At 70.9% G+C, this 14,878-nt stretch carries 9 protein-coding genes; 5 read left to right on the top strand and 4 right to left on the bottom strand.

Going from position 1 to position 14,878, the window contains the following annotated elements; genetic code table 11:
- Nucleotides 1-35 precede the first annotated feature (35 nt).
- The gene (locus AVL59_RS12610; protein WP_079146663.1) at nt 36-2,816 is read right to left on the bottom strand and encodes a SpoIIE family protein phosphatase; all 2,781 of its coding nucleotides are present in this window, start codon (nt 2,814-2,816) and stop codon (nt 36-38) included.
- Nucleotides 2,817-3,120: 304 nt separating this feature from the next.
- Nucleotides 3,121-4,236, bottom strand: a complete 1,116-nt coding sequence (rsgA, locus tag AVL59_RS12605) for a ribosome small subunit-dependent GTPase A (protein ID WP_208870361.1) — start codon at nt 4,234-4,236, stop codon at nt 3,121-3,123.
- 467 nt (nt 4,237-4,703) lie between these two features.
- On the opposite strand from rsgA, the gene AVL59_RS12600 reads away from it, so the two are divergent.
- Entirely contained in the window at nt 4,704-6,875 is a 2,172-nt protein-coding gene (locus AVL59_RS12600) for a SpoIIE family protein phosphatase (protein ID WP_067302905.1), read from the top strand.
- 113 nt (nt 6,876-6,988) lie between these two features.
- Here AVL59_RS12600 and AVL59_RS12595 read toward each other — a convergent pair whose 3' ends face one another.
- Entirely contained in the window at nt 6,989-8,671 is a 1,683-nt protein-coding gene (locus AVL59_RS12595; RefSeq protein ID WP_237281491.1) for an SWIM zinc finger family protein, read from the bottom strand.
- Nucleotides 8,672-9,345: 674 nt separating this feature from the next.
- On the opposite strand from AVL59_RS12595, the gene AVL59_RS12590 reads away from it, so the two are divergent.
- The 4 genes from AVL59_RS12590 (at nt 9,346) to AVL59_RS12575 (ending at nt 13,680) form a co-directional block, all read left to right on the top strand.
- Nucleotides 9,346-9,942, top strand: a complete 597-nt coding sequence (locus tag AVL59_RS12590; protein WP_067302899.1) for an ImmA/IrrE family metallo-endopeptidase — start codon at nt 9,346-9,348, stop codon at nt 9,940-9,942.
- Nucleotides 9,935-11,287 carry a DUF6545 domain-containing protein gene (locus AVL59_RS12585; RefSeq protein WP_067302897.1) on the top strand — a complete coding sequence of 451 codons (1,353 nt, stop codon included), beginning with the start codon at nt 9,935-9,937 and terminating at the stop codon, nt 11,285-11,287. Before AVL59_RS12590 ends, AVL59_RS12585 begins: the two co-directional genes overlap by 8 nt.
- Before the next feature lie 78 nt (nt 11,288-11,365).
- Entirely contained in the window at nt 11,366-12,691 is a 1,326-nt protein-coding gene (locus tag AVL59_RS12580) for an FAD-dependent oxidoreductase (RefSeq protein WP_067302894.1), read from the top strand.
- A 41-nt stretch (nt 12,692-12,732) separates the two neighbouring features.
- Nucleotides 12,733-13,680, top strand: a complete 948-nt coding sequence (locus AVL59_RS12575) for a phytoene/squalene synthase family protein (protein ID WP_067302891.1) — start codon at nt 12,733-12,735, stop codon at nt 13,678-13,680.
- 7 nt (nt 13,681-13,687) lie between these two features.
- Here AVL59_RS12575 and AVL59_RS12570 read toward each other — a convergent pair whose 3' ends face one another.
- Nucleotides 13,688-14,413: a helix-turn-helix domain-containing protein gene (locus AVL59_RS12570; RefSeq protein ID WP_067302888.1), complete on the bottom strand. Its 726-nt coding sequence runs from the start codon at nt 14,411-14,413 to the stop codon at nt 13,688-13,690.
- Nucleotides 14,414-14,878 lie beyond the last annotated feature (465 nt).

Here is a 14,878-nt window from a genome sequence, read left to right as displayed (position 1 = left end):
GACCGGCGGGAATCGGACGTGCAGCTGAGCGGCGGCTAGCCGGCGGAGTCGTCCCACTGGTCGTCGCCCCACTGGTCCAAGAGGTCGTCGGCCGTCTGCCCGGCCCGCTCCGGCCGGTCCTCGTGCAGGGCCTGCTCCGCCCAGATGACCTTGCCGCGGGCCGTGTAGCGGGTGCCCCAGCGGGCGGTGAACCGGGCGACCAGGTACAGGCCGCGGCCGCCCTCGTCGGTGTCCGCCGCGCGCCGCACATGCGGTGCGGTGCTGCTGCCGTCCGAGACCTCGCAGATCAGGTGGCGGTCGTACAGCAGCCGGACCCGGACGGGCGGGGAGCCGTAGCGGATCGCGTTGGTGATCAGCTCGCTGAGGACCAGCTCGGTGGTGTACCCGAGCTCCGAGAGCCCCCAGGACTCCAGGGTGTGGGCGCACGCGGCGCGGACAGGGGCCACGGCGGCGGGGTCGGCGGGCACGTCCCACTCGGCGATCCGGTCGCGGTCCAGCAGCCGGGTGCGGGCCACCAGCAGGGCGACGTCGTCGCTGGGGCGGGCCGGCAGCACCGCGCCGAGCACGTCCGCGCAGGTCTCCTCCGGAGTACGGCCCACCGCGCCGGCCAGCGCGGCGCGCAGCTGGGCCAGGCCCGTGTCGATGTCCCGGCCGCGGTCCTCGACCAGCCCGTCGGTGTACAGCACCAGCAGCGATCCCTCCGGCAGCGTTAGTTCGCGCGCCTCCACCGGCATGCCGTCGCCCAGGCCGAGCGGCGGGGAGACCGGCACGGTGGGGAAGGAGGCGGTGCCGTCGGGCAGGACGAGGGCGGGCCCGGGGTGGCCGGCCCCGGCGACGGTGACCCGCCCGGCGACGGGATCGTAGAGGGCGTACAGGCAGGTGGCTCCGGCGACGCCCGCGCCGGACTCGCTCGCCTCGTCGCTGTCGATGCGGCTGACCAGCTCGTCCAGGCGCGCCAGCAGTTCGTCGGGGCTCAGGTCGAGGGCGGAGAAGTTGTGCACGGCGGTGCGCAGCCGGCCCATGGTGGCCGCCGCGTGCAGCCCGTGCCCGACCACGTCGCCGACGACCAGCGCCACCCGGGCTCCCGGCAGCGGGATGACGTCGAACCAGTCCCCGCCCACCCCGGCCTGGGCGGGGAGATAGCGGTGGGCCACGTCGAGGGCGGACTGCTCGGGCATACGGCGCGGCAGCAGCCTGCGCTGCAGGGTGACGGCCGTGGTGTGCTCGCGCGTGTAGCGGCGGGCGTTGTCGACGGCGAGCGCGGCCCGGGCCACCAGTTCCTCGGCGACCGCCACGTCCTCCTCCTCGAAGGGTTCGGGCCGCTCGGAGCGCCAGAAGCTGGCCACGCCCATGAGGATGCCGCGGGCGCGCAGCGGGATCACCATCAGCGAGTGGATGCCGTGGGCGAGGATCTGGCGCGCGCTGACGGGATCCTGTTCCTGCCATCCGGTGAGGGCGGGCAGGTCGGCTTCGAGCACGGGCTCGCCGGTTCCGAAGCCGATCGCCTGCGGGGTCTCGGCGCCGGCGTCGATGAGCGTGCCGACCGGGTACAGCGGATGGTCGTCGTGGATGCCGGTGAGGGCCGTACGGCGCATCATGGTGCCCACCGGCTCGCCGCCCTGGAGGATCGCGTCGACCAGGTCGACGCTGGCGTAGTCGGCGAACCTGGGGACCGTGAACCGGGTGAGTTCCTCCGCCGTACGGGTCACGTCGAGGGAGGTGCCGATCCTGGTCATGGCGTCGTACAGCAGGCGCAGCCGGTGCTCCGCCACGGCGGCCTTGCCCGCGACGGCCCGCAGCTCGGTCGTGTCCCGCAGTGTCACGACGCTGCCGGCCGGGCCGCCGTAGGGTTCGGTCGGCCGTACGCTCACCGCCAGCAGCCGCTCACCGGCCTCGCACACCTGATCCGTGACGGGCCGCAGGCCGGACAGCAGCCCGGTGAGGGCTGGTCCGAGGCCGAGTCCGGCGATGTGCCGCCCGTGCGGGTGTTCGGGCAGGCCGAGCAGGCGCCGTGCCTCGTCGTTGGCGAGCAGCAGCCCGCCGTCCTCGTCGATGATGAGGACGCCTTCGCGCGCGGCGTGCAGCACGGCGTCGTGGTGGTCGTACATGCGGCGCAGCTCGGCCGGTTCCAGGCCGCGGGTCTGCCGTCGCAGCCGTTGGCTGACCAGCGCCGATCCGGCCGTCGCCAGCAGCAGGGCGGTGGCGCCGGCGCCCAGCAGGAGCGGCAGTTCCTGCATCACGCGCGCGTTCACGTTGCGGACCGTGATGCCGACCGAGACCAGCCCGGCGACCTTGCCGTGGCTGTCGAGGACCGGGACGGTCGAGTCCACGGCCTGGCCGAGCGGTGTGGCGAAGGTGGAGGTGTGCGCGTGCCCGGCGAGCGCCTCGCCGAAGGTGCCGGTCACGCGCTTGCCGATCAGGTGCGGGTCGGGGTGCGTCCAGCGGTAGCCGGCCGGGCTGAACGCGACGATGTAGTCGACCCCCGACGTCCTGCGGGCCGCCTCGGCCCGGGGCTGGAGGAGCGCGCTGGGGTCGGCGGAGCGCATCGCGTCCAGCGTGCCCGGGGCGTTGGCGAAGGCCTCGGCCCCGACGAGCGAGCGTGCCCGGGCCTCGGCCAGGCTCGCCCGCTGGGACTGCAGCACCAGCGCCGTCACGGCCGCCGCGCCGAACAGCAGCAGGATGACGAGTTGCAGGACGAACACCTGGCCCGCGACACTGCGCAGGCCCGGCGGGAGACGACGGCCCTCGCCGGCCGGGAATGCCTCGGCACGGGCGGACGCGGCCCGCGCTTTGAACAGGCCGAAACGCCTCTCCATGGTCTATTTCTAACATCAGCCGACAAAAGGGACGGGTTCCGCCACCGCACATCGGCCGGACAGACGAGGGCCCCGCGTGCCTTGGCATGGCCGCCGGGGGGGCACGAGCGGCCCCGGCACGAGCGGCCCCGGCACGAGCGGCCCCGGCACGGGCGGCCCCGGCACGGGCGGCCCCGGCACGGGCGGCCCCGGCACGGGCGGCCCCGGCACGGGCGGCCCCGGCACGGGCGGCCCCGGCACGGGCGGCCCCGGCGGGTGCCAGGGGCAGCCCGCCGGGATGTGGCGTGTCGGCGTTGCCGGGCTGCTATGCCCAGCGGCCCCGTTTGGCCTCCATCGCCGCCTTTCCTTCCGCCCCCTTCCGCTTCCAGTCCTTCCTGAGTTCGGACCTGAGGCGGGCGTCGGTCTTGGCGACGATCCACTGGTTCTCCCGCATCAGCTTGCGGTAGCTCTCCAGCCGCCGGACCGGGAGCTCCCCGCTGTCCACCGCGGAGCGGACCGCGCAGCCGGGCTCGGTCTCGTGCGCGCAGTCGTGGAAGCGGCACCGAGCGGCCAGGTCCTCGATCTCGGAAAACACCTGCCCGACCCCGCTCTCGGCGTCGTACAGGCCGACACCCCGCAGCCCGGGGGTGTCGATGAGTACACCCCCGGAGGGCAGGGGCAGCAGATTGCGGGTGGTCGTGGTGTGCCGGCCCTTGCCGTCCACGTCACGGGCGGCCTGTACGTCCATGACGTCCTCACCGGCGAGGGCGTTGGCGAGAGTGGACTTGCCCGCGCCGGACTGGCCGAGCAGCACGGACGTGCCGGAACCGACGAGGGCGACGAGCACGTCGAGGCCGTCGCCGTGCAGGGCGCTGACGGTGAGGACGGGTACACCGGGCGCGGTCGTCTCGACGTCCTGGACGAGGTGGGCCAGCGTCACGGGGTCCGGCACGAGGTCGGCCTTGGTGAGGACGACCACGGGCTGTGCGCCGGACTCCCACGCGAGCGCCAGGAACCGTTCGACGCGGCCGAGGTCGAGTTCGACAGCGAGGGAGACGGCGACGACTGCGTGGTCGACGTTGGCCGCGAGGATCTGCCCCTCGGACCGCTTGGAGGAGGTGGAGCGCACGAAGGCGGTACGGCGAGGCAACAGCGTCCGTACGTACCGCGGGTCGCTGCCTTCAGGGTCGACCGCGACCCAGTCCCCCGTGCACACGACCTTCATCGGGTCACGTGGGACGACGAACTCGGTGTCGGCACGGACGGTTCCGGCCGGGGTGACGACGTCGCACTGGCCACGGTCGACCCGTACGACACGGCCGGGCAGGAGGCCCTGCTCGGCGTGGGGGGCGAACTCGGCCTCCCAGTCCACATCCCAGCCGTACGGCACGAGCGGATGCGAGGAAGGCGAGGACGAACCCACGAGAGACGAGAAAGACAAGGGGTGACCCTTCACAAGGGTGGCCCCGGCACCGCGCTCACTGGCGCGGGAGAAGAGTGAGGTCAGCCGGAGACCACGGAGGTGGAATGGATGAACTTGCGGATGCGGGCAGCGCCCATCACAGAGACAGCCATCGGTCACACCTCCCGTTCTCCACACGACTGACCGCGGCAGCCGACGGCCACCGCGAGGAGCAAGCCCCACCCTAGAGGGGCTCGCTCTGCGGCACCACAGAATTTCCCCCGTCGTTCCTCCAGGGAGACGACCAGGCCGCCTGCGGTGGACGACGGGCTCGGCACCCCATGCGCCGCCGGCCCTCCTGGAGGTCGAGCCGTCAGGCCCCCCGATCATGAAGCGCCGCCGTGACCGGCCCGGCTGCGGCCTGGAAACAGCGCAGACATGTGTCAGAGTGGAGGGGCGAGACGACGTCGTCCGCGGACGGAGGAGACAGGAGAGGGCGGCCTGTCATGTCCATATATTTCGATCCCCACAGTTCGGCCATCGCCCGCTCCGTCCCCATCGACCGGCGGAGCGAGGAGTACGCGGACCTCTTCGGGCAGGCCCCGGTGATCTTCGCCGCGCTCAGTGGCCCAAAACACCTGCTGGAAGTGGCGAACTCGGCATTCTTCGAGGCCGTGGGGTGCGACCGCGGGCGCGTCGGCGAGCCGGTCGGAGAGGTGATTCCGGAATTGGTTCCGCAGGGCGTCCTCGACCGGCTCGACGAGGTCTACCGCACCGGCGTCGCATACCGGGCCCGGGACGGGCGGCTGATGCTGGGAGAGCCAGGCAGGCAGCGGGAGGGGTTCTTCGACTTCACCTACGAGCCCCGCTGGGACGAGGCCGGCCGGATCGACGGGGTCGTGGTGATCGCGGTCGAGACCACCGCATACCACGACGCGCATCTCCTGGCCTCTCAGCAGCGCGTGTTGCTGGAGCAGATCGCACGCGACGCCCCTCTCGCCGAGATCCTCGACGGCATGGCCACGGCGATCGAAGAGCTCTCCCCGGACATGATCGTCTCGGTACTGCTCGTCGATCCCGACGGCCAGCGCCTGCGGCACGGCACCGCCCCGCGCCTGCCCGACTTCTACAACGAGGCGATCGACGGGGCGCCCATCGACGAGGGTGTCGGCTCGTGCGGCACGGCCGCCTTCCGGCATGAACCGGTGATCGTCACGGACATCGCCACCGACCCCCTGTGGAAGGACTACCGCGACCTGGCGCTGCGGGCCGGGGTCGCGGCGTGCTGGTCCACGCCGATCCAGGACGCGGACGGCCGGCTGCTGGGCACCTTCGCGATGTACCACCGCACCCCCAAGGCTCCCGCGGACAGGGATGTGACGCTCAGCGTCGCGTTCGCACGCATAGCCGCGCTGGCCATCGAACGCCACTGTGCGGTGGAGGCGCGGCACGCCGCCCAGGAGCGGGAGAAGGCGGTCCGTGAGGATCTGGCCTTCCTGCTGGAAGCGAGCACCGCCATCACGGGCGAGACACACTATTCGGAGAGCCTGCAGTGCCTGGCCAGGCTGACCGTTCCGGCCCTGGCGCCGCTGTGTGCCGTCCATGTGGTCGAGCGCGGCCGGACCCACCGCATCGCCGTCGCCGCCTCGACCCGGGAGGGGGAAGAGCTCCTCTCCTCCCCCGCGCTGTGCGACGACGTGGACGCCGCCGTCGCCCGCGTGCTGGCTTCCGGCGCCATCGAGACGTCCCACACGGGCAGCGCCTGCGCGCAGTTCGGCGTCACGGGTTACGTGTGCGTGCCGCTGGCCACCCGGGGCCGTACCTTCGGCACGCTGACTCTCCTGGCCACCGCCCTGCCCCTGGACGGCCACACGATCGCCCTGGCCCAGGAGCTCGCCCGCCGGGCCGCTTCGAGTGCCGACAACGCCCACCAGTTCACCGACCGCGTCCGGCTGGCCCACGATCTGCAGGCAGGTCTGATGCCTCCCGAGTTGCCCAGGATTCCCGGCGCAACCTTGGCCGCCTCGTACCATCCGGCCGGTGAAGGACTCGACGTCGGCGGCGACTTCTACGACGTCTTCCCGCTGTCCGGCGACCGCTGGGCGTTCATGATCGGCGATGTGTCGGGGCGCGGCGCGCTGGCGGCCACCACCACCGGAATGGTCCGCCACACCGCACGCGCCGCCGCCCGCCTCCTGAACGACCCGGCGGCGGTGGTCGCCGCCATCAACGACGCGTTGACGGCAGGCACCGCCGATGAGGACCAGTTCGTTTCACTCGTCTACGGCGAGCTGCGGTACTCCGCGTCTCACCTCGCGCTCAACCTGATTCGAGCAGGCCATGTACCGCCCCTCGTGCGCCGAGCCGACGGTACGGTCGAAGAACTCACGCAACCAGGCCTGCTGTTGGGCATCCGTCCCGACCCCGGCTTCTGCCCGTTCGACATCGGCCTGCGCCCCGGCGACAGCCTGGTCCTGGTCACCGACGGCATCACCGAGGCTCGTTCCACCGACGGCGAATTCTTCGGCGAGGACCGCTTGGCCGACGCGCTCGTCGCCGACCGGACCACGACGCCCACCGCCGCCACCCTCATCGAGTCCATCACCGCCGCAGTCACCACGTTCGCAGGCGATGCCGCCCTCGACGACCGGGCCGCGCTGGTCGTCACCGCCACCTGATGGTCACGACGGCGCGGCAGCCAGTGCCGCGTTCACAGCGCGCAGGAGGCAGGAAGGTCAGCCGGAGACCACGGAGATGGAGTGGATGAACTTCCGGATACAGGCAGTGCCCGTCACAGGCCGTGCTGGTCGAGGAGCCGCATCAGGTTCCGCTTGCGCTTCTGGCCGGCGCGCAGAGCGGCGAGGTACGCGGTGAACTCGTCCTCGGTGCCCAGGCGGTGGTGGCAGTCGCGCATGCTCAGCAGCAGACCGGTCAGCTGCTCGTAGACGGCGTTGCCCGTCTGTTTCATGAGCGGTCCGGCCAGCCGCAGGTAGACCCCGAGCGCGTCGGCAGGACGCACGGCGCGGGCCCGGTCGGCGAGGGCGAGCCACTGCCGGTCGTGCGCACGCGTTTCAGCCGCGGCCCGCCAGGCAGCGTCGACGTCCCCGTCGTCGAGCAGGGCGTCGACCAGGACCGGGCCGCCGTACCAGGACTGCTGCCGCTGCCCGGCGTCGGCGCGCAGCGGCACGAGCGCCTGCTCCCGCTCGGCCTGCCAGCAGCCGGCCGCTCGTGCCGCCGTACGCAACTGCTGGTACGCGGCCAGGGAACGGCGGGCGGCGAACTGGGCGCGGCGCAGGGCGACGGCGTCGAGGAGCCGGTCGGCGCGGGTGTAGCGGTCGCAGAGGTAGTCGATCAGGGCGATGTCGGAGGTGACGTCGTCGGGTGTTTCCTCAATGCCACGCTCCGCCCACCGCAGGGCCTCGTCCGCGCGGCCGACGGTGTCCAGTTCGCGGGCGACGCTCAGGTGAGTGCTGCCATCCGGAGCGAGGACGGCCGCGTGCACGGCGACCCATCCGTCCACGTCCCCTTCCGCCTTGGCCAGCCGCTCCATCAAATACTTCTCCCCCCAGCCGGTGCGGTTGCGGCGCCAGGCGGCAGCCGTCAACTCCCTTACCCTGAGCATCCCTTGCGCGCCAAGGACATCCTCGTAGTCGAGGGGATCGATGCCGGTGAGATCGTCCAGGTCACTGAGCAGATGGCCGACCAGCCACCGCGCGGTCTCGTCCGAGTCGGGGCGTGCTGCGCGGCACGCCCCGAGGTGGGCTTCGGCAAGCGCAGCACCGATTCGACCCAGATGACCGTCGGAGTCGTCGATCGCGTCCTGGGCATCACTGAGGAGCCGCATCGCCTCCCGGGACAGTGAGATCGCGTCCGCGGCCCGCCCGGCGGCGGTCAGCGCGGCGATCGCGGACACCGCCTGCGAGGCCTGTTCGCCGTAGGCGTGGGTATCGGCGTACTCGACGTATCCATACCGTGCGAAGGGGGCGGTGTCGAGGAGTTCCCGGATGCGGGCACGGACCTCGGCCAGGTCCCCCCTGGCGCTCGCCGCCCGCAGCTCCAGCCGACGCGCCAACTGCCGGTCCCCAGCCACCTGTTCCCGTACCAGGGCGAGCAGCTCGTCCCTGGAGAGCGCAGCCAGCCACGCATCCAGCTCCTGGGCACGAGTCCTGGCCCGGCCACGCTGCCTCGGCACCGCTTCCGGCTCGGCGAGCACGGTCAGGCCCAGGGCGACCAGGTGCTTGCAGAAGTTGCCCTCCATGCCGTACGGGCAGTCGCACTCCCCGGCAACGCCGTCGGGCCCGTCCAGGGCCAACTCCACCTGGTAGGCGTCCGTCCCGTGGACGGTGGCCGTGATCCAGCCGTCGCCGACCTCCACCGCGGTCACCGCGGCCGGATAATTCTGACCCCGCCCGAAGGAGCGTGGCCCGGCCAGCGCCCGCAGGTCGTCCTCGTCGAAGCCCAAGTCCTGTGCCACAGAGGCATTCAACCGGAGGAGAGGAGCCATGCCTCCGCAATACCGCGAGGATCTGCCCCTCGGACCGCTTGGGGGAGGCGGAGCGGGCGAAGGCGGGGTTCCCGGACCCACACCCAAGGGACGACCAGCCGTACCGGCCGATCTCCGCATCGATCAGTCGCATGTGCGTGTGCGTTGAACGGTGGCCTCGGGCCGGGGTTCGCGGGGGTCGCTTCGGCCGGCTGCGGCAGGTCATCCGCCGCGTCGGCTGCACGGGCCACGGTGCGTTGCCCACCCCTGGACGTTCCCAACCTATAGTTGACGACGCGTTGGTCGACACGCTTTGAAACACTGTCTGGGTCTGGTGACTTGAGCGCGGTTTCCGGGTGTCGTCGGGGCAGGTGAGGAGAACGGATGACGGGGTGGATCGTGCGATCCGCCACAGGAGCGGGCATCAGGGCCGTACAGGCAAGCCCTCGAGCCACGCACCGGGCATGGGTGCAACCGGGTGCCGAGCATCGGTCGACTCGTCAGGAGTCGCGTCACTCCTGCGACACCGCGCCGCCCAAGCGTGATCATCGTGCTGTACGGACCGCCGCCCTCGTCGGCGAGCGGTTCCGTGTCGGTCCGCGGGTTCGGCCACGTGGGTTCGGCCGACACGCGGTGGCCGCGGTCCCAGGCGGAGGGGGACGAGGATGCAGCCGATCGTGAGGAAGGGCCGTCGGCGACCGGAGTGGCCACGCTGGATCGGCTCGGTCAGGGAAGAGCTCGCCATACGCCGCGAAACCCATGCCGCTGCCCGGCAGATCCGCAAAGACCTGGGCCTCTCAAGCGTCCAGAGCATCGACGGTCTGGTGGAGCTCGTCGCCGAACGGCGCGGCAACCCCATCTCTGTACTGTACATCGACATGCCGCCCACCGTCAGCGCGTTCTCTCTAGCCACCCCGGATCAGGACTACATCGCGGTCGACGAGTACGCCAGCGAACTCACCCAAGTGAACTCCATCGCCCACGAACTGGGTCATTTCCTGTTCGACAAGGCGGAGGACGTCAGGGTGCCGGTCGGGGCGGACAACGGCAGCCCGCTGTCGAGGGAACTGGCGGTTCAGCTCACACCGGCACTCAACCCCGATACGGTCACCGCCTTCTTCCAACGGTCTCACTACGACTCGCCGGTCGAGCGGAAGGTCGAGGCCTTCGCCACTGTGGCGCTGGACCGCAAGATCGCGCTCCAAGAGCCCGACGCACATGGCTTCGTCTTCAGCTTCACCCACCGGAGGACTGGTGTCTGAGAGCAGCGCGACCACTGTCTATCTGGTCATCGCCTCCCTCCATCTGACGATCGCCATCTGGAAGGCCTCAGCTCTCGTACGTTCCCCTTCGTTCGCGCTGGGCCTGCAGGTCGCCACCCACGGATTGGGCGGCATCGTCTACGTGGTCGCCTCTCCTTTCGGATACCGGAGTCTCGGTTCGGCGTCCGGTCAACCGTGGCTCCCTACGCTGCCGATCTACCTGGGCATCCTGTTGTGCTTCGGGACGCAGCACCTGTTGACGGTCTTGTGGACCCCGTCCCGGTCGGATCAGCCGTGGCGGGTCCGGCGGCAGATCGCGGCCTGGGCGGTCGCCTACGGCATCTCCTTCGCGGTCATGGTCGTCGCGTTCCTGACCACGGATCTCGGCGGGGCGGCCGATCCGCTCAAGTTCAACACCGAGCAGGTGAAGCATCCGCAGGTGCAGCTCTTCCTCAGTGTGTTTCTGACCATGCTCACCTGCGGAACGGTGCACACATGGCGTCGCACGCGACGTGCCCGGGCCGACGACAAGGCCATCATGCACTCCGTCCGCTGGTACGGGCGCAGCATGCTCGTGACGTCCGGGTACGTGGTGTGTTCGGCGCCCGCAGCCGCAGCCGCCGCCCTCGGTCACCACCAACTCGACGACGTGGGGGTGCTGGGCTCCGCCTTCGGGGTCGTGGGATCCATCATGACCTGCTACGGAGTCTCCGGAGCGGCGTTGAGCAAGTGGCTCGGCGAACGTCGGGACATCGCGGTTCTGCAGCCGTTGTGGGATCTCGTCGTCGCGGGGGTCGACCAGGAGCTGTCCCTGGGCTCGGGGCACCGCCGGCCGGATCCCTTCGACCGGCAGGCCTCGGCCGGTACCGGGCGATCCAAGCCGAATCGCGTCTTCAATGTCCGGTGGACACTTCATCGACGAGTGATCGAGATCCTCGACGGAATCCGGCAGTTGGAACGGCGCGCCTGGATCAGCGAGTTGCCGGCGCAGGCGGTAGCGAGCCTGCACGGCGAGGCAATGCAGACCGACTCCCTCCGAAACCAGCTGGGCCTGGGGAAGAAGGGCCTGTCCCCCCACGAGCTCGAAGCTGCCGCCACGGCCGCAGTCCTGCGGGACGCGGTCGAACGCCTCCAGGCGGCAGGCCCTGACGGCGCGGCACCGGCCGCCTCCGCTGGGCCCGCGCTGTTCGCACCGGGAAAGAACACGCCCGCCGCCCAGGAGAGGACCCGCCTGGTGCGCCTGGCCCGAGCGCTCCGCACCCCTCTGGTGGACTCATCGCTACAGGTGGTCCGCTCCGCCCGGGAGGGCGAGGGAGTGCCCTGGACTCGCGCAGCGGCACGATAGTGTCCCGTCCGGTCGCTCTTCTCGGCGACGCGGCCATTCGAACGGAGCTGAGCCGTCACGGGCTCGGAGGGGAGCCCCGTGCAACGGGCAGTTGTGCTTGGCGGCAGCTACGCGGGCCTGTTGGCGGCCCGCGTGCTGAGCGACTACGCCGAAGAGGTCGTCATCGTGGAACCAGACGGCCTCGACGGTGAGGCTACTGGCCCAGGCGCACCGCACCGGCACCAGTTGCACGCCCTGCTCGCGATGGGGCATGCGCAGCTGGAGCGCTGGTTTCCCGGCATCACCAGGGAGATGACCGCGGGCGGTGCCCTGGTCGGCGGCGGCCGAGCGGTCCGGTTCTACGTCGACGGCAGGCCACGCCCTCCCTTGGACGACGTCGAAATGCTCAGCGCCACGCGCCCGTTCATCGAGCGCAGCGTACGACGGCGCACGCGAGACCTGTCCAACGTGCGCTTCCTCGCCGGCCGCGGCCGAGGACTCCTGGTGCGCGGCGACCGCGTGTGCGGCGTCCGCTACGCCCCGGCCGGGCACGAGCACGAGCACGAGCACGAGACGACGGTCGCCGCCGATCTCGTCGTCGATGCCATGGGCCGGTCGAGTCGCCTGAGCCGTTGGCTCGACCAGGAGGGGTGGCCCGTGCCGCCCGTGGAGCGGATGCGGATCGACCTCGGCTACGCCACGGCCACATTCCACCGGGGCGGTGAACTCCCAGGGACAGTGATCGCGCACTCCACCCCAGGACCCGACAGCGGCTACCAGCCCGCACACTGCGAACCCGGAGCGCTCGCGGCGGTCGAGAACAGCCGGTGGACGGTCGTCCTGGCCGGTTACGCCGGTCACCGCCCTACCAGGGACCCACGGGAGTTCATCGCCAGAATGCGACGTTGCGTCGCCCCGCTGCGGGAGGTCGCCGAGCACTGCGCGCTGCAGGGCGATGTCAGCACGTTCGCCTTCCGCGAGAGCCGGCGCCGCCTGTTCCGCGCGACGAGTCGCTTCCCGGGCGGACTGGTCGCGGCGGGCGATTCCATGGCCTCCGTCAACCCGGTCTACGGTCAGGGGCTCACCCTCGCGGCTCTGCAGGCCGGCGCGCTCGCCGGGTACCTGCGCTCCGGAGCCGCGCCGCACGCTCCGGCCTGGGACTACTTCCGTCGCGCGGACGTCTTCACCAACGCCGGGTGGAAACTGTCGACGACCGCCGACCTGGCCCAGCCCCACGTCACCGGGCCCTACCCACGCGGCTATCCCCTGATCCGCTGGGTAGGCGACAAGATCACACAGGCATCGGTCCGGGATCCCGAGATCAACCGCGCCTACCTGGACGTCGTCCACATGCGACGGCATCCGCGAACCCTGACCCGCGCCCATGTCCTGCTGCGCACGGCCCGTGTCCTCCTGGACCGCTGACCGTCCGCGCCCGTACCGGAACCACCAACCGAAGGAGAGCAGTGCCCCGATGGTCCGCGGCCCTGACCGAGGCCGACATCACTGACCCGACACTGCGGGGAGCCTACGACGCCCAGCGCGACCTGGTACGGAAGTTCGCTCTCCACCAGTACCTCGCCACCCGGCTGCTGCTCCCCGCGAAGCTCCATGCGTCCGTCGTCGCCATGGTCGCCTTCATGCACGAAACCGACGAGCGGATCGACGCCGGAGAGGTCGGCACCCGCAAGGAAGACTTGAGTTCATGGCACCGTGAGGTCAGGGAGGCACTCGATGCCGTCCCCGGCCCGGGGGCTCCCGCATCCGCTCTGCTCCGGGCGCTCGCCGACACCTCACGCCGACACCCGTACACGGCTGCGCGGGTGCACGACTTCCTGGACGGGGCGCCCGTCGAGGCCGAATGGACCGGCTTCGACAGCGAAGCCGACTACCAGGCCTACATCGACAGTTACTCGCTACCCGCCCTGATGCTCACCGCGTCGCTGATCGCGCCGGCGCCGGAGACGGGTGGGGACGAGCTGTTCCTCCAGGGATGCCGGGCGCTGATCGAGGGGTGGCAGCGCGCCGACTTCCTGGCCGATCTCGCCGAGGACGCCGAGCAGGGCCGCATCGGCATCGCACGCGAGGAACTGGACCGGTACGGGCTGACCATCGAGGACCTGCGCAGCAAGTCACAGGCATGCGTTCCCGCTCTGGGGCGGCTGGTCGGCGCGCAGGCCGATCTCGCCGAGACCGCGCTCACCGCGTGCCGTGGACTGCCCGATCTGGTCGACGCGCCCTACCGGCCGTTTCTGCGAGCCCTGATCTCCCTTCAGGTTCTCCAACTCCAGGCCGTACGGCGCAAGGGAGGTTCCCTCCTGCACGGCGGGCCACGACCGTCGATCCCGGCCGCCCTCGGCGTCCTGGCGCGGGAGTATCGTGCCGCGAGAAGCGTGCGGCGCCCGTCGAGGTGACGGACGGTCAGTCGTCGTGCTTGGCCAGGCCTACCGCGCTTCTGAGGATGCCCATCACGCTCCTGCGGTGTTTGGCCGGCAACAAGCGCATCGTGGCGGCGAGTTCGCTGAGTTCAGGGTCCTCGTCGCCGGCGGGGGCGGCCGTCGGCTCCTGGGACGCACGCTGGGCCGTTTCGACCACCTGGTGGATCGCCGCCTGCAACTGCCGTGACAACTGGTCGCTGCCGGCCGACACGCTTCCCCTCAGGGCCACGCGCTCCACCCGTCGGCCCTTGAGTTCGGCGATCAGCCGTGCCTGTTCCAGGACGGGTTCAAGGGCCGTCAGGAGTGCCGTCCTCGGTCCGAGCGTGAAGAAGCCCGGGGCGTTGAAGAACTCCGCCAGGTCCTTGCTGACGTCGAATCCCGGGTTGCGCGAGCCGTTCAACAGGTTGGTGATCGTCGACTTGGCCACACCGACGGCATCGGCCACCTCCTGGAACGTGTGCTTGCGCCCGTTCTCCTTGAGCCTGGTGTCCAGGAGGAACCGCAGCCGGTCCTTGAAGGGCGGGTCGACCTCGTCAGGGACGACGGAATCCCCTGCGAAGAGTTTGCGGACCGTCGCCTCGGCGATGCCCGTTTCGTGGGTGAGCCGGTCGAAGTTGATCACCTCGATGGTGTGGCCCAGTTCCTCGAGCTCCGCCTTGATCGATGCCAGGGCCGCCGCGACGTCCTCCACCCCGGTGGTGTTCTCCATAAACAGGCGGTCTCCTGCTTCGTCGTCGGCAACAACCCGCGTGGGCGGCGCACTGAAGGTTAGCGCCAGAAGGGCGCCCCACGCACCCAGCGGGTCACATTTGTAGCCCATCGAGGGTCTCGATACATGACCTGGGCGCCAATTGACATCCGCGAGCGGGTGCAGCATGATCCCTGATCGTGATGGAGTTCTCGCCTCCACAGAAGACGCCGGCCGTCGACCGTGATGAAGACCTCTTGCTGGTGCCGCCTCTCCCCCGGCCGGGGCGATCACGCCGCGCCGGAGCAACGACCCTCGACCTCACGGAACCGCACCCCACGACAGACCCCTCCCGGTCACGACCGACTCGCAGATCACCTCACTCGTCGGTCGAGGTGGCGGTGATCTGCGACAGGAGGGTGTCGCGCCGGACTGGTCGGCTGTGCACTGGGGCGAGTCCCGGCGTCGGCCCCTGAAACTCCGACG

Source organism: Streptomyces griseochromogenes, from assembly GCF_001542625.1.
GTDB lineage: Bacteria > Actinomycetota > Actinomycetes > Streptomycetales > Streptomycetaceae > Streptomyces > Streptomyces griseochromogenes.
Note: the sequence above shows the minus strand (reverse complement) of the source record. Positions and strands in the feature narration are given on the sequence as shown.